Below are 22,906 nucleotides of genomic sequence, written 5' to 3' on the forward strand. Positions count from 1 at the left end.
GTCCGCTATGTTAAAATAAATAAGAAATATTCGGATTAAATAAATATGCCGCACACCCTTATTTTTTCCCGTCTAATTGACTTATTAAATCATTCACCCACATTTAAACACCTGCCTAAATTGACGAGAAGAAGCTTCTTAAAAACTGCTATCTTAGGGGGTGGAACTGCCCTCGCTGCTATCAATATGCCTCGTCATTCTTCTGTTTTTGGTTATCAGACACCAAAAATAGTAATAATTGGGGCAGGTTTGGCCGGACTAAATGCGGCTTATCATCTCAAAAAAATAGGTATTAATGCCACAATTTATGAAGCCAGTTCTCGTGTTGGAGGAAGAATTTACACCGTTAAAAATAAACAAAATACTTTTGATCTAGGGGGAACTTTTATTAACTCAGATCATGAGGATATGCTTGAGTTAGTTAAAGACCTTGGAATAAAATTAATTAATCGTCAGCAACAAATTTTGTCTTCTCCTTATCCCCCAGTTGCTTATTATTATGAAGGGAAACAATGGCCAGAATCTGACCTAGGGAAACTCCTAGAACCCATAGCTAAACAAATTGCTGATGATGGGTCTAAACTCGACAAAGATTTTGAAAAATTTGCCCCTACTTTAGATGTTCTTTCTGTTACTCAATATTTAGATAATCACTCAGATAAAATAGAACAATCTGTTGTTCGTGCTTTATTAGAAAGTTCAATTCGCACAGAATATGGCGTGGAACCAGAAAATTCCTCAGCCTTACAACTTATTATTAATCTTTTGAAAGTTAGTGATAATAAAGTCGAAGTTTTAGGCAATAGTGATGAACTCTATATCATTGAAGGGGGGAGTAGTCAACTAATTAACCAGTTAGTGGCACAATTAGAATCAGAACAAATTCAAAAGAATAAACCTTTAAAACGTCTCAAAAAAGATAATAAACAATTTATTTTAACTTTTCAAGATAAAACTGAAATTATAGCAGATTATGTTATTTTGGCCATTCCTTCTCATCTATTACGTCAACTTGATTTACAAGTTGATCTTCCTGATGAATTAAAAGCATTTATTCAAGAAGTTTCATTAGGCAGTAATGAGAAAATATTAGGGACATTTACCAAACCTAAATGGCGACAAAACAAAGGATTTACTCAAGAAGCTTGGACAGATTTTGGGGCTTCTGAAATTTGGGAATCTTCATCAGAAATTCTCACCTTTTATCTAGGAAGTCAAGAAGTATTAGATCCTAAAGATCCAGAATATCAATTATTAGCTAAAACTCTGATTAAACAATTAGATAATCAAGTCAATGGCCTGCAACTAGCTTCTACAGGAAAATTTTACCGATCGCAATGGCAACAAGAACCCTTTACCCAAGGCGCGTACACAAATTTTAAACCTGGACAACTCACTAAATTTACTAATTATGTTTACAGAGAATCTGAGGATTTAACGGAAGCTCAAAATGTTGCTATTGATAATTTAATTTTTGCAGGAGAACAATTTAGTGAGGAGTATTATAGTTATATGAATGGGGCAGCCCAAACGGGGCGTTTAGCTGCCCAAGTTGTGATTAATTCTTTACAGAAGCTATCAGCTACCGCAGGGGTAATTCATGAATTACCCCTACAAAAAACCTAAATTAATGAACCGTTGCACAGGGTTTTGTTTCATGACTACGGGGACAGGTTTCTAAATCTTCTGTCACCGGATTTTGAGGGTTTAAACCAATCCAAGCGTCAATAGTTTCAAGATCAAAACCTACCCTAAAAATGTCCCCAACTTGAATTAAAGGACGACGAATTAAGAGAGGATCCGCTATCATTAATTGTAAGGCTGTTTCCTCAGTTACATTATCAGGAATTACCTCACCCGATTTAATGCGAGGTGCGCTAGGATTAAACCAAGAGTTAACAGGTAACTCCCCAAAAAATGGGCGTAATGTTTCAGGTGTCCAAGACTCAGTTAAGAGACTCCGTGCATCTAAATCATGTCCTGCAGCGAGGAGTAGATTTTTTTGTTTGGTGTTATTTCCACACCCTGGTTTCTCGTAAAAAATAACCTTAGCCATGATTGTTCAAAGAATTGAGATAATGGTCTTCAAGTAGTTCTGAAATGGTTTGAGGATTGGGTTTACTGTGTCTAGCTTTTCCAGGCATCAAAATCAAATTAGGGGCTTTACCGCAGCGATGTTGACAACTGGTTTTTTCAATGGTTACATGATCTTGTAACCCCAAATTACAGAGCGTTTTTTCCAAAGTATTAAAAAGTTCTCTGCCGCCATTTTTAGCACAATCAGACTTGTTACATAACAAGATTTTGCCCTTTTTTTGACAGTTTGAACCTTGAGTTATTGGGGTTGTTTGTTTAGAATCTTGGGTTTTACATTCTAACTTACAACTAAGGCGATTTACTTCATAGGCTTTTAATTTTAGTTTGGTAAAACTGCCTTCAAATGCTTGTTCTCCTGCAATAGAAATCCAATCACCAGCAATCAAACCTAAGCCTTGAGAATTGCGTAAACTTTTATCTAATTTGATCCGTAATTCTCGTTCGCCAACAGCCAATCTTAAGAACTTTGATTGACCATTTGACTTATAAATAAATCCGATAAATTGCCCTTCCAGTTGGAAAGGAGAAATTTGACTAGAATGAACTGAACTCATGACTAACTCCCTTAAGAGATATCGTTAGAGGATTAGGTGAAAGATATTTATTGGTAACAAAGCTAAATTCTCTGAGTAGGGGTAATTCATGAATTACCCCGACAAAAATGTTGAGAACTAGGACAGCAATTTTGCCTCAAATGTTTGAGGTAATTGAGTCTCATCGGTTAAAGTAGCAAATTCCAATTCCCAACCATTAGCTAAGGTCAAAATTTTGCCATTTCCACTCACGGTTTGTTTAACTACATCTTCCTCTAAATCTTTTTTCGGAACATAAACCGATAATTTTCCTTGAGCGTCATTACGTAACATAACCTTCATGGCAAAACTCCTAATTAGTGAATGGTTAATTGTGGGTAAACAATGAATTCTCAACTTAAGTCTTGAGAATTGATAATTTACATAATTCCCACTTCCGACTTCTCGACAATGACTTCATTTTCCTCATCATCAAAGTCATCAAAATCAGTTTCGTCAGCCGATAATAATTCTTTGCGACGACAGCCTACAATGTAACCATTGTCCAAAAAATGGACAGCATAAATGTAGTAACTTTGGAGATAGGTTCCAATGCCGACAACATAACCGACATCACCCTTCTTTGCTAAAGTTTCTCCTATTTCTTTGCCGGGGAAAGTGCCATCATTGCGAATCATTTTACGAAGACGCACCTTCTGCTCCATTTCAAAAGCAGGGGGATCATTAAGTTCAATTTCGCCTGGATTATACAATCCCATGAGACATTCTCCTATTAGGTACTAAATCGAGTAACTCTTCAACGGTTAAACTCCGTTTCATTTGAACTGATAGATGACGCACTGCATCTAACACAACCTGGGATTCGTCACGGTTTAAACTAATCCCATGTTGATTCAAGACATTAGCCAATAAATGTCGTCCTGAATGCTTACCCACCACTAAGCGGCGTTCCCAACCCACTTCATCCGGGGAAAAAGGCTCATAAGTTTGGGGGTTTTGTAACACCCCATGAGCATGAATGCCTGATTCATGGGCAAAGATATTGTCCCCGACGATCGCTTTCCAGGGAGGAAGGGCCACCCCAGACGCTTTGACCACCAATTGGGATAACTCCCGTAAGCGAGATGTATCCATGCCTAAATCAACTTTGTATAGTTGTTTAAGGGTCATGATCATCTCCTCTAGGGCCGCATTTCCTGCTCTTTCCCCCAACCCGTTAACGGTGGTGTTAACGGATATGGCCCCGGCCTGTAAACCCGCTAAAGCATTAGCAGTGGCTAGGCCAAAATCATTGTGGGTGTGCATTTCGATGGGCATAGACAGGGCTTTGACCAATTTTTCCACTTTTTGACCAGTGGTTAAGGGATCTAGAATGCCCACCGTATCACAGAAGCGGAAACGGGAAGCCCCTAATTCTTGGGCAAATTGCCCCACTTCTAATAAAAACCCCTCATCTGCACGGGAGGAGTCTTCGGCCCCGACAGAGACAAATAAACCTTGATCTAGGGCAAAATTAAGGCTATCTCGTAAGCGTTCAAACACTAGACGAGATTTTCCCTGAAATTTGGCCTTAATTTGGATTTCAGAAACAGGAACAGAAATATGAACCCGTTTTAGTCCACAGGCGATGGAAGCTTCAATATCCGAGCGTACCGCACGGTTCCAGCCTAACAGGGCAGTTTTTAGCCCTAGACGGGCAATAGTCGTGATCGCTTCCGCTTCACTGCCTCCCATGGCCGGGATACCGACTTCTAATTCGGGAATACCAATGGCATCCATGAGAACGGCGATCGCTATTTTTTCAGCAGCACTAAAGGCAATTCCGGCCGCTTGTTCTCCATCCCGTAGGGTTGTATCATTAATATAGATAGGTTTCATTCTTTAACTCCTCAGATCAGCCCCCGCTTAAGGTAACTGGAATTGAATTTGAGCATCAAGCCAATCCCAAATCCGTTGAAGTTGACCGAGGGAAATTAAGCCATATTGCCAGAGAAGCATGGGAATGGGGTCGCCGGGTTGACGTTGATTGTTGAGAACTACGGCTAGGTCATCTCGTGACAGGGCCAGTTCTTGTTGTAAAAATTGACGAAATTCCGTAGAAATTGAATTGTTTTCCATGACAGCACTGAAAGTCAGTTATCAACACGCCAATACAAAGATTGGTTAGGGTTTAGGCGGTAACTTAGAAACCTGAAGAAAAGCTTGGGGTGGCGGCAAATACCAACTTAACTAATAATATTTACCTCTGTTTGGGGAGAGAAAACCCAACAGAGTTTGAGCTATCATCAATGTTCTCAGTTTATGTAAGACTTAGTCGAATCAGAATCAATGGTTTCCCAGCATCGTTCCAGCCAATCCACCAATTCTTGGCGAGAGGCGATCGCCCCATAGACGGCACTGCGTAGTAAAATTGCATGAATACCATGTTCAATTTCTACCCAGAGAGAACCATCCTCAGGACACCAACAAGGAATCATTAATTCTTGAAGGCGTTGGTGAACCATCCAGCGTTCACTGCGAGAAACTTTCTCAACTTGACTGATTAAAGCATCAGGATAGGAAGGTGTCAACATAATTGTAAGGGAAGGGTCAATGTAGTTTTTGTATCTTTTGTTCCAATTCTTCAATTCGGTCAAATAATGTCCGAATGATTTGGCCCTCAACATCCGGCAGTTTTCCATGTTCTAATGGACAACCGCGGCCGCTGCGGGAGATAATTCGACCTGGGACTCCTACTACCGTGCAATCATTAGGGACACTGCGTAAAACAATGGAACCCGCACCAATACGGACATGATTGCCAATTTCGAGATTGCCTAAAACTTTGGCTCCGGCCCCGACAATGACATGATCGCCAAGGGTGGGATGACGTTTTCCTAGTTCCTTACCCGTGCCACCGAGGGTGACATTTTGGTAAATTAGGCAATAATCACCAATGATGGCCGTTTCACCAATGACAACACCCATACCATGATCGATAAACACCCCTTGGCCAATGGTGGCCCCTGGGTGAATTTCAATACCTGTGAATAAGCGTCCGATATGGGAGAGAAAACGCGGCACAAAAGGGATTTGTCTGTGCCATAATCCATGGGAGATGCGATGCACTGCTAAGGCGTGTAAGCCAGGATAGCAACAGATCACCTCTAACCAATTACGGGCTGCGGGATCTCTTTCAAAGATGATCTGAAAGTCTTGCCACAGAGATTGAAATAGGTTGGGTTGAGAAGTTCTAGGGGCAGAAATTAAGGTTTCTGTTGGACTTCCACAACGCTCTCTGACAGGGAGTGATCCAAACATTAAATTCCGTGCTTTCACATAGACTTAGTTGTTATGCTTATACCAAGTCCCCCCATGTCCTAGTCGATTTTGGAGGTGAGTCAAGTTTATTAAACTTATTAAGACAAAATTATATTTTCCTAAACCCTGATGGGATTGGGGTTTGAGGGATAAATAAACTTTTTTTTGGGGAGGGGTGTGATTATTTTTTGGGGAGGGGTACAGTATTTATAGGTGCATGGACTGGCATTTATGCACTCAGGTTTATGCCCGCATCAGATCAGGGTTTGAGCTAATTTAGTCCTGCCTTTTCGGGGCGTTATGTTAGGACTCAACATTTAAGACGAAAACTATCAATAAAACCAGCATCAGATAAGGGTTTTAGCTGTTTTTACCCCCGTCACTTAAAGCAAAATTTGGGCTTAACAAATCTCACTCAAAGAAAATGTTACATTAGATACAGAATTGAATTCCGTGACAGCACTGAGGAGGCTTGGAATGCTTATCTCGGTGCTTTTGTTAGAGAGGGAACGGGCTTCGGGGAACAGGGAACAGGGAACAGGGAGAGGAGAGGATTTTTAACCCTAACCCCCAACCCCTAACCCCCAATCCCGACAATTTGAGTGTAGAATGAGAGGGGTAAAACAAACAAAATAATGAACTGAAAGCCTTACGTGAAAAGACTTAGAACCTGAGTACACAAATACCCGACACCCTCCGAGAAAATACTGTAACCCTGCCTCAAAAATACCTGAACCCCGCACCCACTTAAAAAATTTAGTCACTTCAAACCCGCACTAATTAAAGGATTGAGGATTTGAGTACATTCTAAGTAATCCAATGAATCTGAACCCACTCACCACAGCAGAAGCCCTAAACAGGGGGATGGTATAAAGGTTACAACGCCGAAGACACACAGTTCATTGTTTTACCCTTTGCTCTTGAAAGCAAGTGACCCAAACCTCTTAAGTCACGCTTTTGTCACCCTCTTACTCCACGGAATTCAATGTTACAATCTACTGGTCTAATCAACGCTGACGCATCGACGGCAAAAAAAGTAACTCCCATGGGAACTTCCTTTATTCCCAAATCAAGTGGAGACTGTGCTTGCCCTTCAACGGGTGAGACTTCACCAACCATTGATGTCAGCATTCAAGAACGCATTGCTAAACACCCTTGTTACAGTGAAGATGCTCACCATCATTATGCACGGATGCACGTTGCCGTTGCCCCTGCTTGTAACATTCAATGCAACTATTGCAACCGCAAGTATGACTGTGCCAATGAAAGCCGTCCTGGTGTAGTTAGCGAAGTCCTGACCCCAGAAGAAGCGGCCCATAAAGCTTTGGTAATTGGTGGTAAAATTCCTCAAATGACTGTTTTAGGAATTGCCGGCCCTGGTGATCCTTTAGCCAACCCCCAACAAACCTTCCGCACCTTTGAATTAGTCGCTGATAAAGCACCCGATATTAAACTGTGCTTATCCAGTAATGGATTGATGTTAACTGAATATATCGATCGCATCAAAGAACTGAATATTGATCACGTTACTTTAACCATTAATATGATCGACCCCGAAATTGGGGAGAAGATTTATCCTTGGGTACGTTATAATCGCAAACGCTACAAAGGCATCGAAGGGGTTAAAATCCTCCATGAGAAGCAAATGGAAGCCCTTGATGCTCTTAGAGAAGCGGATGTATTATGTAAAGTTAACTCTGTTATGATTCCTGGTGTTAATGATCACCATCTAGCAGAAGTTAACGAAGTCATCAGATCTAAAGGCGCATTTCTACACAACATTATGCCCTTGATCTCAGCCCCTGAACATGGAACCCACTTTGGGTTAACGGGACAAAGAGGCCCCACCCCCAAAGAACTAAAAGCGGTTCAGGATAGCTGCTCTGGCAACATGAAAATGATGCGCCACTGTCGCCAATGTCGGGCGGATGCGGTAGGATTATTAGGAGAAGATCGTTCTCAGGAATTCACCAAAGATAAATTCCTAGAAATGACTCCTGAATATGATGTAGCCCAACGTCAAGAAGTTCATGCCAACATCGAAAAATTTACCGCCGAAGTGAAAGAAGCTAAGGCAAAACAAGCGGCTGAGAAAAAAGTTAAAAATGCTCCTAAAATCTTAGTAGCAGTAGCAACCAAAGGCAACCGCTTAGTTAACCAACACTTCGGTCATGCCAAAGAATTCCAAATCTTTGAAGTTGACGGCACAGAAGTTAAATTTGTTGCCCACCGCAAAGTCGATCATTATTGCCAAAGCGGTTACGGCGAAGAAGCAACCCTAGACAACATTATTAAATCCATCTCTGATTGTCAAGGTGTTCTCTCTGCTAAAATCGGCAACTGTCCCCAAGAAGAACTACGGAAAGCAGGAATTGAACCAGTTGAAGCTTACGATGTCATCGATAAAGTGGCTATCGACTTCTATGAACAGTATATGCAGAAACAAAACGCAGGAGCCTAATAAGCTATGACTTATACCCTAGATCGTCCCAAAGGTTCCCAAGTTTCCCCCCAAGGCAGTTATCAAACCGCCCTCATCAACCCCTCGGTTTCATCGAATACCAAGGCAGAAAGTAACTGTAACACTTGTGTTGATGACTATTCCATTCCCCCCTGTACAGGGTTTTCCAAAGACTACAGTTGTTTACCCCTTAGCTTAGACAATATTAATCAATAACATCGGAGCGTAGCGTCATGAGTCACACCATTACTGATCAATGTATCACCTGTCATCGTTGTCACAAGGCTTGTCCCACAGGTGCTATCAAAATACAAAATAATGTGTTGCTCATTGACCCTACTCTCTGTAATGATTGTCAAGGCTATTATGGAACCCCCCAGTGCGCCTCAGTCTGTCCCACCAACTCCGGTTGTTTACCAACCTATCAAGTCACTGGGGGACTCAAAAACCAAGTTGCTGATTATTGGGACAGTTGGTTTAACCGCTATAACAACTTGGTAGCCAGACTTAAAGGAAAACAAACTAACTCTTATTGGGAACAGTGGTTTGATATTTACTCCCAAGAAATTTTAACCTTAACGACGGTGAGTAATTAAGTAGGAAAGGCAACAGGGAACTGGCAACAAGTTAAACTTTTCCTTGTCTCCTCAACCCCTAACCCCTAACCCCTAACCCCTAACCCCTGACCCCTAACTGGTACAAAGTGATGAGAGATTGTATATATTTAGATAACAATGCCACGACGAAAATAGATGAAGAAGTGCTAGGCGCAATGATGCCTTACCTGACTCTCTATTACGGAAACCCCTCCAGTATGCACAGCTTTGGAGGACAAGTAGGAAAAGCTGTTAAAACAGGTAGAGAACAAGTAGCCTCCTTATTAGGGGCAGAAGCTTCCGAAATCATCTTTACCAGTTGTGGGACAGAAGGAGATAATGCCGCCATTCGCGCCGCACTTTCAGCCCAACCTAATAAACGACATATTATTACCACTGAAGTTGAACACCCTGCGGTGCTTAATCTCTGCAAAAATTTAGAAAAACAAGGATATACCGTAACCTATCTCTCAGTGGATAGTCAAGGAAGACTTGATCTCGATGAAGTACAAGCTTCTTTAACTGGAAACACTGCCCTTGTTTCAATCATGTATGCTAATAATGAAACAGGTGTTGTCTTTCCCGTTGAACAAGTGGGACAAATGGCCAAGGAATACGGCGCACTCTTTCATGTAGATGCAGTGCAAGCCGTCGGGAAAATTCCTCTCGATATGAGTAACAGCAGCATTGATATGCTCACCCTCTCCGGTCATAAAATTCATGCACCCAAAGGAATTGGAGCCTTATATGTACGGAAAGGAACCCGTTTTCGTCCTTCAATGGTTGGGGGACACCAAGAAAGAGGCCGTCGAGCAGGAACGGAAAATGTAGCGGGGATCGTTGCATTAGGCAAAGCGGCTGAATTAGCTCAGTCTCACCTTCCTAATATCGCTCAGGAACGGCAATTACGGGATTATTTAGAACAAACCATCCTTACCCTGATTCCTGATACGGTGGTTAATGGTAGTCCTATACAAAGATTGCCCAATACGATGAATATTGGCTTTAAGTACATCGAAGGAGAAGCCATTTTACTCTCCATGAACCAGTATGGCATCTGTGCATCTTCTGGTTCGGCTTGCACCTCTGGTTCCTTGGAACCCTCTCATGTACTGCGAGCAATGGGACTGCCTTATAGTGTCCTTCACGGTTCTATTCGCTTTAGTCTGTCCCGTTTCACGACTCAAGACGAGATCGATCGCGTTATTGAAGTCTTACCTGATACTATTGCCCGTCTCCGTGCTATGTCTCCTTTCAACAGCGATGATGCCAGTTGGTTACAGGAGCAAGAAAAAGCAGCATTAGCTAAGTAGTTAACTATCAACTATCAACTATCAACTGTCAACTAACTATCTGGTAACTGATCATGTGGGAATATACAGACAAGGTAATGGAATTCTTCTATAATCCGCGTAATCAAGGTACGATTACGGAAAAAGGAGAAGGACAAGCAATTACAACGGGAGAAGTCGGCAGCATTGCTTGTGGTGATGCTCTTAGATTACACCTAAAAATTGATGAAGCCACACAAGTCATTCTTGATGCTCGTTTTCAAACCTTTGGTTGTGCTTCTGCGATCGCTTCTTCCTCAGCTTTAACTGAGTTATTAGTAGGCAAAACTTTAGATGAAGCTTTGAGTCTGACTAATAAACAAATTGCTGAATTCTTGGGCGGTTTACCTGAAGAAAAAATGCACTGTTCTGTGATGGGACAAGAAGCCTTAGAAGCTGCTATCTTTAATTACAGAGGCATTCCTTTAGATAATCATGAAGATGATGAAGGAGCTTTAATCTGCCGTTGCTTTGGGGTTAGTGATGCGAGAATTCGCCGCATTGTTCTAGAGAATGATTTAACCACTGCTGAACAAGTTACCAATTATGTGAAAGCAGGTGGCGGTTGTGGTTCTTGTTTAGCGGATATCGATGATTTGATCGCTGATATTGTGACAGAAAAAGCCACTGCTGTTGCTGTTGCGACTGAAGTTGTTAAAGCGAAATCTGCACCGAAACCCTTAACTAACTTACAAAAAATTAACCTAATTCAACAAGTTCTAGAAGAAGTTAGACCCGCATTAGCACAAGATGGCGGAGATGTGGAATTGTTTGATGTCGAAGGAGATTTAGTCAAAGTGATACTAAAAGGAGCTTGTGGTTCCTGTGCTAGTAGTACCGCGACTTTGAAGATGATGATCGAAGCCAGATTACGCGATCGCATCTCCCCTGAGATTACTGTAATTTCTGTGTAAATCAATAACCAACTAACCAACTAAGTAAAGCCTATGTTAATTACAAAAAAAAGTCGAGAGCGATCGCCACCATAAGCGTCGTTTCTCCCCCAGATGTTGAGTTAATCAACATCACCACCCCTGAAGCCGTCCCTAACCAAGATTTAGGCTTCTGCTAGGAAGAAAGATCACGCCTGACGTAGAGATCGAGGGTTCGACGGGACGTAATGCCCAAACCAGACGATTAATGAACGAATCATCTTTACGTCAGAGACGGACAAAACCCTTCCAAAATTGTACACACTTACTGTCTAACAAGCGAGAATCAACTATGCGTCAAATTGCATTTTACGGAAAAGGCGGTATTGGTAAATCCACCACATCGCAAAACACCTTAGCCGGAATGGCTCAAGCTGGCAACCGCATCATGATCGTTGGTTGTGACCCTAAAGCTGACTCTACCCGTTTGATCCTTAACTGTAAAGCTCAGGTAACTGTATTACACTTAGCTGCAGAACGCGGTTCAGTTGAAGATCTCGAACTCGAAGATGTGTTACTAACTGGATTTGAAGACATCAAATGTGTAGAATCTGGTGGTCCTGAGCCTGGGGTTGGTTGTGCTGGTCGTGGTATTATCACCTCCATCAACTTCCTCGAAGAAGAAGGTGCTTATACAGACCTAGACTTCGTATCCTATGACGTATTAGGAGACGTTGTTTGTGGTGGTTTCGCCATGCCTATCCGTGAAGGAAAAGCACAAGAAATCTACATCGTCACCTCTGGTGAAATGATGGCTATGTATGCAGCCAACAACATCGCTCGTGGTATCTTAAAATATGCTCACACCGGTGGTGTTCGTTTAGGTGGTTTAATTTGTAACAGCCGTAACGTTAACAAAGAGATCGAATTGATCGAAGAGTTAGCTGAACGCTTAAACACCCAAATGATTCACTTCGTACCCCGTTCCAAACAGGTACAAGAAGCTGAATTACGTCGTCAGACCGTTATTCAATACTCCCCTGAGCATCCTCAAGCTCAAGAATACCGTGATTTAGGTGACAAAATCGTTAACAACACCAAACTCACCATCCCCACTCCCATTGACAACGACGAACTCGAAGAACTGTTGATCAACTACGGTTTACTTGGTTCCGAAGAAGAGTACAAAAAAGTTATGGAAGCTGATGTGGCAGCACAACAACTCACCAGAGGTTCTAAGTAGTCTAGGGTCTTAATCTGATTAAGCCCATGTAATTGGGAAATGGGGGAGTTAAAGAAGTCAGAAGTCGGAAGTCAGAAGTCAGAAGTTTACTATATTCTTTTTGCCTTTTACTTTTTACCTTTTGCCTTGCGCTACGCGCTATAACCCCCTTACCCCTTACCTTTCGTGATTATGCTGTGAGCGCAAGGCAACTTGCATCCTCATCCACACTCCCCACTCGTCAATCAGACGAGGGCGAAGTTCCATCCTAATCGCCAATCTATCACAGAGGAACACTATGTCAAAAGTAGAAGACAGAAAGCAGCTAATTCAAGACGTTCTGGATACTTACCCTGAGAAGTTAGCCAAGAAACGTAAAAAACACCTCAATGTTTACGAAGAAGGCAAAGATGATTGTGGAGTAAAATCCAACGTTAAATCCCCCGCTGGTGTCATGACCGCTCGTGGTTGTGCTTATGCTGGTTCTAAAGGGGTTGTTTGGGGTCCTATTAAGGACATGATCCACATCTCCCACGGGCCTGTTGGTTGCGGTTACTACTCTTGGTCTGGTCGTCGTAACTACTACATCGGAACCACTGGGGTTGATACCTTTGGTACGATGAACTTTACCTCTGATTTCCAAGAAAAAGACATCGTTTTTGGTGGAGACAAAAAACTCCTCAAAATCACCGAAGAAATCGAAACCTTATTCCCTCTCAACAATGGGATTTCCATTCAATCTGAATGTCCCGTTGGCTTAATTGGTGATGACATCGAAGGTGTTGCCAAAAAAGCGGCAAAAATCACCGGCAAACCCGTTGTTCCCGTCCGTTGTGAAGGGTTCCGTGGCGTTTCCCAATCTTTAGGACACCACATCGCTAATGATGCGGTTCGTGACTACGTATTCAGCCGTGATGATGCGGGTGAAATCGAAACCACTCCTTATGATGTAGCCATCATTGGTGACTACAACATCGGTGGAGATGCTTGGTCTAGCCGTATTCTTCTCGAAGAAATGGGTCTGCGCGTCGTTGCTCAATGGTCTGGAGACGGTACCATCAACGAAATGATGCAAACACCTAAAGTGAAACTCAACCTGATTCACTGTTACCGTTCCATGAACTACATCAGTCGTCACATGGAAGAAAAATACGGTATTCCTTGGTTTGAGTACAACTTCTTTGGTCCTACCAAGATTGCTGAATCTTTACGCGCCATTGCTGCACTCTTTGATGAAACCATCCAAGAAAAAGCTGAGCAAGTTATCGCTAAGTACGAGAAGCAGACTGCTGATGTCTTAGCTAAATACCGCCCTCGTTTAGAAGGCAAAACCGTCATGATGATGGTTGGTGGATTACGTCCCCGTCACGTAGTTCCTGCTTTCACAGACTTAGGCATGGAAATGGTCGGAACTGGGTATGAATTTGCCCACGGTGACGACTACAAACGTACCACCGAATATGTAGGCGATGCTACCCTCATCTATGATGACGTAACCGCTTATGAGTTCGAGAAATTCGTTCAAGAACTGAAGCCTGACTTAGTTGCTTCTGGTGTTAAAGAGAAGTATGTCTTCCAAAAAATGGGACTACCTTTCCGTCAGATGCACTCTTGGGATTACTCTGGTCCTTACCACGGTTATGATGGATTCGCTATCTTTGCACGGGATATGGATTTAGCCCTCAATAATCCTACTTGGGGATTAATCAAATCTCCTTGGAATAAATAAGACAAGGGAATTAGGGGACGAGGTGACGAGTTTCCTCCTATCCCCCCTCCCCCTTCTCTTTCTTTTGTATTGCATTACTATCCTTGACCGAAGAAAACGGAGTATCACTAATGTCTCAGAACATTGATAAGATTCAAGACCACGTTGAGTTATTCCACCAACCTGAGTACCAAGAGTTATTTGAAAACAAGAAAGCCATGCAAGGTATGGCTTCTGACGAGAAAGTAGCTGAAATTGCTGAGTGGACAAAAACTTGGGACTACCGGGAAAAGAACTTCGCTCGTGAAGCTTTAACCATCAACCCCGCTAAAGCTTGTCAACCTTTGGGTGCTATCTTAGCTGCCGTTGGATTTGAAGGAACTCTTCCTTTTGTTCATGGATCACAAGGTTGTGTGGCTTACTTCCGTACCCACTTTACCCGTCACTTCAAAGAACCCTTTAGTGGTGTTTCTTCTTCCATGACTGAAGATGCTGCTGTCTTCGGTGGACTGAAAAACATGATCGAAGGTTTAGAGAATGCTTATAATCTCTACAAACCCAAAATGATTGCTGTTTGTACAACTTGTATGGCAGAAGTTATTGGGGATGACTTAGGTTCCTTCATTGGTAACGCCAAAGCTGCGGGTTCTGTTCCTCAAGAGTTCCCCGTTCCCTTTGCTCATACTCCTTCTTTCGTTGGTTCTCATATCACTGGATATGACAACATGATGAAAGCTGTCCTCGGTAACTTAACCGAAGGCAAAAAAGCTGCTACCACCAACGGTAAAGTTAACTTCATCCCTGGGTTTGAAACCTATATCGGTAACTTACGCGAACTGAAGCACTTAGTCGGTGCCATGGGCGTTAATGCTACCATCTTAGGTGACAATGAACTCTATTTGGATTCTCCTAATGATGGTGAATTCAAAATGTACCAAGGTGGTACAACCTTAGAAGAAGGTGCTGATGCTATCAATGCAGTAAAAACCATCTCTCTGCAAACCTATCCCACCGAAAAAACACGGGAATACATCGAGAAAGAATGGAAGCAACCCACTGCAACCTTCCGTCCTTGGGGTATTCAAGCCACTGATGCTTTCTTAACAGAACTTTCTGAAATCACTGGTAATCCTGTTCCTCCTGAATTAATCTTAGAACGGGGACGTGCTGTTGATGCCATGACTGATAGTCATGCTTGGTTACATGGTAAAACCGCAGCTATCTACGGTGATCCTGACTTAGTTATGGGAATGTTACAATTCATGTTAGAGATGGGTGTTGAACCTGTCCATGTCTTGGTTCACAACTCTACTAAGGAATTTATTGCCGAAGCTGAAGCTTTCTTAGCTGCTAGTCCTTATGGTCAAAAAGCCACTGTTTGGGGTGGTAAAGACTTATGGCACATGCGTTCCTTACTATTCACCGAGCCTGTTGACTTCTTAGTTGGCAACTCCTATGGTAAATACCTCTGGCGTGATACTGGAATCCCCTTAATCCGCATTGGTTATCCTATCTTCGATCGCCATCACATGCACCGTTATTCTACCATTGGTTACAATGGCGCGATTAACCTGCTCAATTGGCTTGTTAACAGTCTCTTTGAAGAAATTGACCGTAACACCAATATCCCTTCGGAGACCGATATTTCCTTTGACTTAGTTCGTTAATCAAAGGTAGACAAGGAAGAAAAGGGAGATCAGGGAGTATTCCTCCCCCTCCTCTCCCCTCCTCTTTGGGAAGTAATAAGTAATAAGTCACAAGTAATAAGTAATATTTTTTACTTTTAACTTCTTACTTTTAACTGCTTTATCACCTCACTCTCACTCTCACTCTCTGCCATTATTTTTGAAAAGATGAGGACATGGTTATGATACATCCTACTCCTTATTCCACAAACCATAAACCTGCTGTTGATTTATTATTTCCCCTAAAACAATGGGTGAATAATCTCGAAGTGAACAATGCAAAGATAGCTCATCTTCTCTGTAAAGTAATTCCTTGTTCTTGTCCTTTTGAGCGCAAAATAACAGTAATGGGGCGGACTTTATTCCAGATTCCTCCTCTCTGTAAATTAAATCCTCTCTATCAGGAATTTGTTGTTTTACGACTCAAAGCTTTAAGTTATTTAGCCGATGTCTGCGGTGAAGATGTTGCTCATTATATTTGTTAGAAGGGAACAGATAACAGGTTCACACTGATCGGGCCGAAGTGCAACAAGAAATTATGTAATTATCAATTATCAATTATCAATTGTTAATTGTTTTGTCACTGGTAATATTGGGAATTCAGTCATGAAATTAACTACAGGCAAAATCAACGAGTTGCTAACCCAACCGGGGTGCGAGCATAATCATAATAAAGAGGGACAGACTAAGAATAAATCTTGTACTCAACAGGCTCAACCTGGTTCTGCTCAAGGTGGTTGTGCATTTGATGGTGCTTCTATAGCCTTAGTTCCTATTACTGATGCGGCCCATTTAGTTCATGGTTCAATCGCTTGTTCTGGTAATAGTTGGAATAGTCGGGGTAGTCTTTCCAGTGGCCCCATAGTTTATAAAATGGGTTTTACTACTGATCTATCAGAAAATGATGTTATTTTTGGTGGTGAAAAAAAGCTTTATAAGGCGATCACAGAAATTATTAAAAAGTATAATCCTGCTGCTATTTTTGTCTATTCTACTTGCGTCACCGCCCTCATTGGGGATGATTTAGATGCGGTTTGTAAGGCAGCTACTAATAAATATGAAACCCCTATCATTCCTGTACATGCTCCTGGGTTTGTTGGCAGTAAAAATCTCGGCAACCGTTTAGGAGGAGAGGCTTTATTACAGCACGTTGTTGGCACAAAAGAACCGCCTTACATCACTGCCTATGATATCAATTTAATCGGAGAATATAACGTCGCTGGTGAAATGTGGGGCGTACTTCCCCTCTTTAAAAAAGCGGGTATTCGGGTATTAGCAAAAATTACCGGAGATGCTCGTTATGAGGAAGTATGTACAGCCCATCGTGCTAAACTCAATGTGATGATTTGTTCTAAGGCCCTAATTAATATGGCCACTGCTATGAAAGAACGCTACAACATTCCTTATATTGAGGAATCTTTCTATGGTATTGGTGATATGAATCGTTGCCTTCGTAATATTGCCACCTTCTTTGGAGATGAGGCATTAATGGTACGAGTGGAAGAAATTATTGCCGAAGAAACTGCTAAATTAGATGTTGCTTTAGCCCCTTATCGTGAACGCTTAAAAGGTAAGCGCATGGTGTTATATACTGGGGGTGTTAAGAGTTGGTCAATTGTTTCCGCGGCCCAAGATTTAGGCATGGAAGTTGTTGCTACTAGCACTAAAAAAAGCACAGAAGAAGATAAAGCCCGTATCAAACAATTATTGGGTGAAGATGGGATTATGCTAGAAAAAGGTAGTCCCGAAGAATTATTAAGAGTCATTGAAAAAACCAAAGCTGACTTATTAGTAGCAGGGGGACGTAATCAATATACAGCCCTCAAAGCGAGAATTCCTTTCTTAGATATTAACCAAGAACGTCATCATCCTTATGCTGGATATGTGGGTATGGTGGAGATGGCCAGGGAATTAGATGAAGCGGTACATAGTCCAATTTGGCGACAAGTTCGGAAGGCGGCCCCTTGGGAAATTTGGCAACAAGAACATGAAAGTTTGTTGAATTTGGAAACAGAAGGCTTGTAGGGGGAGTGAGGAAGTTAGGAAGTGAGGAGAAAGTTTTCCCATTAACCCTAACCCCTAACCCCTAACCCCTAACCCCTAACCCCCAAAACCCAACAATAAAAAGCAGGAGGAAGGTCAATGACTACAGTTTTAAATCCCCAAAAGTCTCTATCAGTTAACCCCTTAAAAATGAGTCAACCTTTAGGCGCGGCCTTAGCGTTTTTAGGGTTAAAAGGAATGATGCCTCTGTTTCATGGGGCGCAAGGTTGCACAGCCTTTGCTAAAGTGGTGTTAGTGCGCCATTTCCGTGAGTCCATACCCCTGTCAACTACTGCCATGACAGAAGTTAGCACCATTTTAGGGGGAGAAGATCACGTTGAACAAGCAATTTTAACCATTGTTGAAAAATATAAACCCCAAGTCATCGGCTTGTTAACCACTGGGTTAACGGAGACGAGAGGGGATGATATGGGCCGTATCCTCAAAATCATCAGAGAAAAGCACCCAGAATTAAACTCTTTACCGATTATTTCCGTCTCAACCCCTGATTATAAAGGTTCATTGCAAGATGGTTACACTGCCGCTATAGAAAGCATTGTGGCCACAGATTATGGCCCCTTTGCCAGTGATGAACCCCCTACAGTGTCCATGAAACCGCAGGTTACGGTGTTGTGTAGTTCTCACCTGTCTCCTGGGGATGTAGAGGAACTTAAGTCCATTGTAGAGGCTTTTGATTTAACCCCTGTGATGATTCCTGACTTATCCCGTTCCCTTGATGGTCATTTAGAAGACAACCCTCATACGGTGACGACGGGGGGAACCACCATTACTCAATTAAAGCAGTTAAATCGGTCTTGTTTAACCCTGGCGATCGGGGAAAGTATGCGGAAATCTGCCCAAATTTTAGAGGGACGTTTTGGCACGAAATATGAGGTATTCCCCCGTTTAGCAGGTTTAGATGCGGTAGATGCTTTCTTATGGCGGTTATCCCAGATTTTAACCTCTCGTTGCGATCATCATTTTCCCCTAGTTCCTAATATTCCCACCAATTTACAACGTCAACGCCGTCAGTTACAGGATGTAATTCTGGACACCCATTTTTATTTTGGGGGCAAAAAAGTTTGCTTAGCTTTAGAACCAGATTTACTCTACCAAACGGCTTGGTTACTAACGGAAATGGGGGCCAAAGTTCAAGGGGCTGTTACCACAACAAAATCCCCGATTTTGGAGAGTTTACCGATTGATAATGTGACCATTGGTGACTTAGCAGATTTAGAAGATTTGGCCGCAGGTTCGGATTTAATTATTACGAATTCTCACGGAACAGCCCTTTCTAAGCGTCTTCAAGCCCCTTTATATCGCATGGGTTATCCCATTTATGATAAATTGGGGTTAGGACAACGCTGTTTAGTTGGGTATCGTGGCACCATGCAATTTTTATTTGATGTAGGCAATATTCTGATGGAAGAAGAAGCCAAACATAGCCCCGCTACGCTTCATTAAAGCGGGTTCAAATCACACAAGTTTCCCCTTGTTTCATATTATTCATCTGAGAGGAAAACCATGAAAGTTGCATTTACGACCAGTGACAATGTTCATATCAATGCCCACTTTGGTTGGGCCAGCAAAATTGATCTCTATGATGTTTCACCAAATGGCTTTAATTTTGTCAATACTTTAGAGTTTGGTGGAGACTTAAAAGAAGATGGTAACGAAGATAAATTAGAGCCGAAATTAGAGGCCCTAAATGGTTGTACATTACTCTATGTTTCTGCCATCGGTGGTACTGCTGCCGCCCGTTTAATTCGCAAAAATGTTACCCCAATTAAGGCCCGTTCTGAAACAGAAAAAATTGACGAAATTTTGGCAGAATTAGTCAAAACTTTAAAAGGAAATCCTCCTCCTTGGTTACGCAAAGTGTTACAACAAGAAGCGAACCCCACCAGTTTTGAAGATGATGAGTAAATAAGTAATAAGTGAGAAGTAAGAAGGAATAAGTAAACTTTTTACTGATCACTTTGAAGAAATTAATCATTATCTTTAATCCCTCGATTCAATGAACAATTTGACAAAAAAAACTTCAAATTGTTCATTGATAACGGAAATGTTCTCTCTGTAATTGCTATTATGACAACAACAACAAGTAACGCCGAAACAACCCCTATCTTAGTTGCAGATAGTCCTTTCCTAAAGGAATTAGTGCAGCAAATCCGCGCCTACGATCACTATGGAGTGTATCGCTTATGGACAGATGAATTAGTGCTTGCTCCCTTTGTTATTCCTAAGAAGAAAAGACGGGAAATAACCCTAGAAGGTGATATCGATCCAACCACTAAATTAAGAATTATGTGTTTCTATCGGGGTGTTGCTGCTCTGATCGAAAAACAAACCGAATGTTTATGTCAAGTTGTGGTTGACTTAAATCATGAAGGGTTTGGCTGGGCCTTAGTTTGGGGCGGTAAATTAATGGTAGTTTCCCGTTCTCTTAGAGATGCTCATCGCTTTGGTTTTAACTCCTTAGAAGACTTAAAAGAACAAGGAGAAAAACTAGCTAATTCGGGTATTGAATTAGTCCAAAAATTTCCCGAAGTTGCCAGACTTTAACAAAACCTTTGGTGGGCAATGCCCACCAAAAAGCAACAAGTTTTATGATGAAATGTCTGACAGTTTAATTGAGGTAAAAAGATGACAGTAACAACTGAAATTCAACCTACGCCGGAAGCAGTTGAAGAACTGAGAAAGAAGGTTCGTAAACTCAATTCAACCGCCGGACAAATGAAAATGGATTTGCATGATCTAGCAGAAGGACTCCCCACTGATTACGAAACCCTGCTAGACGCAGCCCAAAGAACTTACGATATTTTTCGTGAGCTTGATCAACTGAAAAAACAACTTATCATCTGGGAGGAAACCCTAAAATGACCATTGGTGCTGATACTCCAAAAACCTTAGCTGAGTTTACTAAACTCAAAGATGCTGAAGACTTCCTAGACTTTTTTGGTATTAGCTATGACCCTACTTTTGTTAACGTTAATCGCCTCCATATCCTTAAGCAGTTCTCTTTGCTTATCACCGCAGTTGATGAAGCCTTCCCAGATCTCAGTGAAAGTGAAAGATTAGAGAAATATAAGGCAGCTTTTGAAGAAGCCTATGAACTATTTAAAACCTCTAGTCCCCTAGAAACTAAACTATTTAAAGTCTTCAAAGACACCAAAAAAAATGTAGTCTTACTGGAAGATTTAGCCAAAGAAGCCGAAACTAAGTAACTATCATGGAATTCACCCCTACTGAATTAGAACGTTATTCCCGACAAATACAACTTCCCGGTTTTGGTGAGGAAGGACAAAAACGCCTCAAGGACTCTACTGCTGTCGTTACAGGGGTAGGTGGCCTCGGTGGAACTGTTGCGCTATACTTAGCCGTGGCAGGGGTTGGTAAAATTATTCTGGTTCGTGGGGGTGATTTACGCCTTGATGACCTCAACCGTCAGATTTTGATGACCAATAGTTGGGTGGGTCAACCTAGGGTCTTTAAAGCCAAGGAAACCCTCTTAAACATCAACCCTGAGATTTACATTGAGGCGGTTCATGATTTCGTCACCCCTGAAAACGTAGATGCTTTAGTACAACAGGCTGATATTGCCTTTGACTGCGCCTTTGACTTCAAAGAACGGGATCTCCTGAATGCTGCTTGTGTTCGTTGGGGGGTTCCCATGGTAGAAGCGGCCATGAGTGGCATGGATGCGTACTTAACCACGATTATTCCTGGGGAAACTCCTTGTTTATCTTGCATTTTCCCGGAAAAACCTGATTGGGATCGCTGGGGATTTGGGGTTTTAGGCGCAGTTTCCGGTAGTTTAGCCTGTTTAGCGGCTTTGGAAGGTATTAAGCTTTTGACTGGTCTAGGAGAACCCTTAACGGGTCAACTCTTGACTATGGATTTAGGAACTGCAACCTTCGCCAAACGCCGTCCCTACCATGATCCTAACTGTCCCGTTTGTGGTAATTTTACCCGACAACGGTTAGCTAATTATGTTGCTAGGGAACAGGCAACAGCCAGCACTTCGACTTCCCTCAGTGGGCAGCACTTCGACTTCGCGGCAATTGAGCGAAGTCGAAATTCAGTAGCCAGTCAGAAGTAAGCTCTCCTCACTCCCTCACTCCCTCACCCCTACCCCCCAAAAACCATGACTGTCACTCTTACAGAAAAAGCGGCTTTTCGGCTTCAAACTTTCTTTACCGGAGAGTCAAGCAAAATCACAGGTATTCGTGTTGGTGTTAAAGATGGTGGTTGTAATGGCCACGAATATGCGTTAAATTTGGTCAGCCAACCGAATGCAGAAGATTTACGTTTTGACCAAAATAATGTACCTATCTATGTTGACCCGCAAAGTGTGTCTTTGTTAGATGGTATTGTCATCGATTTTGTTGATAGTTTAACGCAAAGTGGATTCACCTTTACGAATCCTAATGCAACTGAAACTTGTGGCTGCGGCAAATCTTTCTCTACAGCAAATTGCGGCGGCCAAGCTACCCCCTGTAGCTAAAAAAGGCTTTGATTAGTTAGTCATTTTACTTCATTTTTTGAAGCCCTTAATGATTAATTAATCACTGGTTCACGTTCCTATCTGAAGGAGAACACATCATGACTGCAACCTATCAAGTTCGTTTGATCAAAGGCAAAAAAAATCAGCCCCCCGAAGTAGATGTTACCATCACAGTTCCTGAAGATACCTATATCTTTGATGCTGCTGAAGAAGAAGGCATAGAACTTCCATCTTCTTGCCGTTCTGGTGCTTGTTCTAGCTGTGTTGGTAGAATCGTTGAAGGGGAAATTGATCAAGAGGATCAAAGTTTTTTGGATGATGAACAAATGGAGAAAGGATTCGCTCTTCTCTGTGTTTCTTATCCCCGTTCTGATTGCACAATCAAAACTTACCAAGAAGCCTATTTGGCCTAGATTATTCTTGGTTTTCTCTCCTCATCCATCTGCTGGGGAAGTCGTAGCTATTGCTACGGCTTCCTATCTCTAATTGAAGTGTGCCGAGGAATGATTCTATGTCTCTCATTCTACAACATAACCCAAGAGGTTTGGCTG

27 protein-coding genes are annotated in these 22,906 nt (G+C 42.1%); 19 read left to right on the plus strand and 8 right to left on the minus strand.

Annotated elements, in window-relative coordinates; all coding sequences use genetic code 11:
- Positions 1-45 precede the first annotated feature (45 nt).
- Positions 46-1,626, plus strand: a complete 1,581-nt coding sequence (locus VB691_RS05065) for an NAD(P)/FAD-dependent oxidoreductase (RefSeq protein WP_323290377.1) — start codon at positions 46-48, stop codon at positions 1,624-1,626.
- Position 1,627: 1 nt separating this feature from the next.
- Here the strand turns inward: VB691_RS05065 and VB691_RS05070 are convergent, their stop codons facing one another.
- The 8 genes from VB691_RS05070 to cysE all read right to left on the minus strand — a co-directional run bounded on the left by VB691_RS05070 (position 1,628) and on the right by cysE (position 5,930).
- Positions 1,628-2,056: an ArsC/Spx/MgsR family protein gene (locus VB691_RS05070; RefSeq protein ID WP_323290378.1), complete on the minus strand. Its 429-nt coding sequence runs from the start codon at positions 2,054-2,056 to the stop codon at positions 1,628-1,630.
- Positions 2,049-2,651, minus strand: a complete 603-nt coding sequence (locus VB691_RS05075) for a (2Fe-2S) ferredoxin domain-containing protein (protein WP_323290379.1) — start codon at positions 2,649-2,651, stop codon at positions 2,049-2,051. The genes VB691_RS05070 and VB691_RS05075 overlap by 8 nt, the downstream gene beginning before the upstream one ends.
- Before the next feature lie 117 nt (positions 2,652-2,768).
- Positions 2,769-2,972, minus strand: coding sequence for a putative nitrogen fixation protein NifT (gene nifT / locus VB691_RS05080; RefSeq protein WP_323290380.1), 204 nt, complete (start codon positions 2,970-2,972; stop codon positions 2,769-2,771).
- A 77-nt stretch (positions 2,973-3,049) separates the two neighbouring features.
- Positions 3,050-3,388 carry a nitrogen fixation protein NifZ gene (locus VB691_RS05085; protein ID WP_323290381.1) on the minus strand — a complete coding sequence of 113 codons (339 nt, stop codon included), beginning with the start codon at positions 3,386-3,388 and terminating at the stop codon, positions 3,050-3,052.
- Positions 3,375-4,508 (minus strand): homocitrate synthase, encoded by a 1,134-nt coding sequence (gene nifV, locus VB691_RS05090; protein WP_323290382.1) that lies wholly within the window; start codon positions 4,506-4,508, stop codon positions 3,375-3,377. Before nifV ends, VB691_RS05085 begins: the two co-directional genes overlap by 14 nt.
- Before the next feature lie 27 nt (positions 4,509-4,535).
- Positions 4,536-4,748, minus strand: coding sequence for a DUF2949 domain-containing protein (locus VB691_RS05095; protein WP_323290383.1), 213 nt, complete (start codon positions 4,746-4,748; stop codon positions 4,536-4,538).
- Positions 4,749-4,924: 176 nt separating this feature from the next.
- Positions 4,925-5,203, minus strand: a complete 279-nt coding sequence (locus VB691_RS05100; RefSeq protein ID WP_323290384.1) for an Asr1405/Asl0597 family protein — start codon at positions 5,201-5,203, stop codon at positions 4,925-4,927.
- Positions 5,204-5,219: 16 nt separating this feature from the next.
- On the minus strand, positions 5,220-5,930 hold the full coding sequence (cysE, locus tag VB691_RS05105; RefSeq protein WP_323290385.1) for a serine O-acetyltransferase: 711 nt from the start codon (positions 5,928-5,930) through the stop codon (positions 5,220-5,222).
- Positions 5,931-6,915: 985 nt separating this feature from the next.
- Here cysE and nifB point away from each other — a divergent pair.
- The 18 genes from nifB (at position 6,916) to VB691_RS05195 (ending at position 22,768) form a co-directional block, all read left to right on the plus strand.
- On the plus strand, positions 6,916-8,391 hold the full coding sequence (gene nifB, locus VB691_RS05110; RefSeq protein ID WP_323290386.1) for a nitrogenase cofactor biosynthesis protein NifB: 1,476 nt from the start codon (positions 6,916-6,918) through the stop codon (positions 8,389-8,391).
- Between the two features lie 6 nt (positions 8,392-8,397).
- The gene (locus VB691_RS05115; protein WP_323290387.1) at positions 8,398-8,607 is read left to right on the plus strand and encodes a hypothetical protein; all 210 of its coding nucleotides are present in this window, start codon (positions 8,398-8,400) and stop codon (positions 8,605-8,607) included.
- 17 nt (positions 8,608-8,624) lie between these two features.
- A complete protein-coding gene (locus VB691_RS05120) occupies positions 8,625-8,987 on the plus strand; it encodes a 4Fe-4S binding protein (RefSeq protein WP_323290388.1) in 363 nt (120 codons plus the stop codon).
- A gap of 110 nt (positions 8,988-9,097) precedes the next feature.
- Positions 9,098-10,300, plus strand: coding sequence for a cysteine desulfurase NifS (gene nifS / locus VB691_RS05125; RefSeq protein ID WP_323290389.1), 1,203 nt, complete (start codon positions 9,098-9,100; stop codon positions 10,298-10,300).
- A 53-nt stretch (positions 10,301-10,353) separates the two neighbouring features.
- Positions 10,354-11,232 carry a Fe-S cluster assembly protein NifU gene (nifU, locus tag VB691_RS05130; protein ID WP_323290390.1) on the plus strand — a complete coding sequence of 293 codons (879 nt, stop codon included), beginning with the start codon at positions 10,354-10,356 and terminating at the stop codon, positions 11,230-11,232.
- Positions 11,233-11,542: 310 nt separating this feature from the next.
- Positions 11,543-12,433, plus strand: a complete 891-nt coding sequence (gene nifH / locus VB691_RS05135; protein ID WP_323290391.1) for a nitrogenase iron protein — start codon at positions 11,543-11,545, stop codon at positions 12,431-12,433.
- A 277-nt stretch (positions 12,434-12,710) separates the two neighbouring features.
- Positions 12,711-14,141, plus strand: coding sequence for a nitrogenase molybdenum-iron protein alpha chain (gene nifD / locus VB691_RS05140; protein WP_323290392.1), 1,431 nt, complete (start codon positions 12,711-12,713; stop codon positions 14,139-14,141).
- Between the two features lie 110 nt (positions 14,142-14,251).
- Positions 14,252-15,787, plus strand: coding sequence for a nitrogenase molybdenum-iron protein subunit beta (gene nifK / locus VB691_RS05145; RefSeq protein ID WP_323290393.1), 1,536 nt, complete (start codon positions 14,252-14,254; stop codon positions 15,785-15,787).
- A gap of 200 nt (positions 15,788-15,987) precedes the next feature.
- Positions 15,988-16,290 carry a Mo-dependent nitrogenase C-terminal domain-containing protein gene (locus VB691_RS05150; RefSeq protein ID WP_323290394.1) on the plus strand — a complete coding sequence of 101 codons (303 nt, stop codon included), beginning with the start codon at positions 15,988-15,990 and terminating at the stop codon, positions 16,288-16,290.
- A 121-nt stretch (positions 16,291-16,411) separates the two neighbouring features.
- The gene (gene nifE / locus VB691_RS05155; protein ID WP_323290395.1) at positions 16,412-17,830 is read left to right on the plus strand and encodes a nitrogenase iron-molybdenum cofactor biosynthesis protein NifE; all 1,419 of its coding nucleotides are present in this window, start codon (positions 16,412-16,414) and stop codon (positions 17,828-17,830) included.
- Between the two features lie 117 nt (positions 17,831-17,947).
- Positions 17,948-19,312 carry a nitrogenase iron-molybdenum cofactor biosynthesis protein NifN gene (gene nifN, locus VB691_RS05160; protein ID WP_323290396.1) on the plus strand — a complete coding sequence of 455 codons (1,365 nt, stop codon included), beginning with the start codon at positions 17,948-17,950 and terminating at the stop codon, positions 19,310-19,312.
- Positions 19,313-19,372: 60 nt separating this feature from the next.
- Positions 19,373-19,774 (plus strand): nitrogen fixation protein NifX, encoded by a 402-nt coding sequence (gene nifX / locus VB691_RS05165; protein WP_323290397.1) that lies wholly within the window; start codon positions 19,373-19,375, stop codon positions 19,772-19,774.
- A 162-nt stretch (positions 19,775-19,936) separates the two neighbouring features.
- Positions 19,937-20,413, plus strand: coding sequence for a NifX-associated nitrogen fixation protein (locus VB691_RS05170; RefSeq protein ID WP_323290398.1), 477 nt, complete (start codon positions 19,937-19,939; stop codon positions 20,411-20,413).
- 81 nt (positions 20,414-20,494) lie between these two features.
- Positions 20,495-20,731, plus strand: a complete 237-nt coding sequence (locus tag VB691_RS05175; protein WP_323290399.1) for a CCE_0567 family metalloprotein — start codon at positions 20,495-20,497, stop codon at positions 20,729-20,731.
- The gene (gene nifW, locus VB691_RS05180; RefSeq protein ID WP_323290400.1) at positions 20,728-21,075 is read left to right on the plus strand and encodes a nitrogenase-stabilizing/protective protein NifW; all 348 of its coding nucleotides are present in this window, start codon (positions 20,728-20,730) and stop codon (positions 21,073-21,075) included. The genes VB691_RS05175 and nifW overlap by 4 nt, the downstream gene beginning before the upstream one ends.
- 5 nt (positions 21,076-21,080) lie before the next feature.
- Positions 21,081-21,950 carry a HesA/MoeB/ThiF family protein gene (locus VB691_RS05185; protein WP_323290401.1) on the plus strand — a complete coding sequence of 290 codons (870 nt, stop codon included), beginning with the start codon at positions 21,081-21,083 and terminating at the stop codon, positions 21,948-21,950.
- A gap of 45 nt (positions 21,951-21,995) precedes the next feature.
- A complete protein-coding gene (locus VB691_RS05190; RefSeq protein ID WP_323290402.1) occupies positions 21,996-22,355 on the plus strand; it encodes an iron-sulfur cluster assembly accessory protein in 360 nt (119 codons plus the stop codon).
- Between the two features lie 98 nt (positions 22,356-22,453).
- Positions 22,454-22,768, plus strand: a complete 315-nt coding sequence (locus VB691_RS05195; protein WP_323290403.1) for a 2Fe-2S iron-sulfur cluster-binding protein — start codon at positions 22,454-22,456, stop codon at positions 22,766-22,768.
- Positions 22,769-22,906: the final 138 nt, after the last annotated feature.

This window comes from Crocosphaera sp. XPORK-15E (assembly GCF_034931425.1).
Taxonomy (GTDB): Bacteria; Cyanobacteriota; Cyanobacteriia; order Cyanobacteriales; family Microcystaceae; genus UHCC-0190.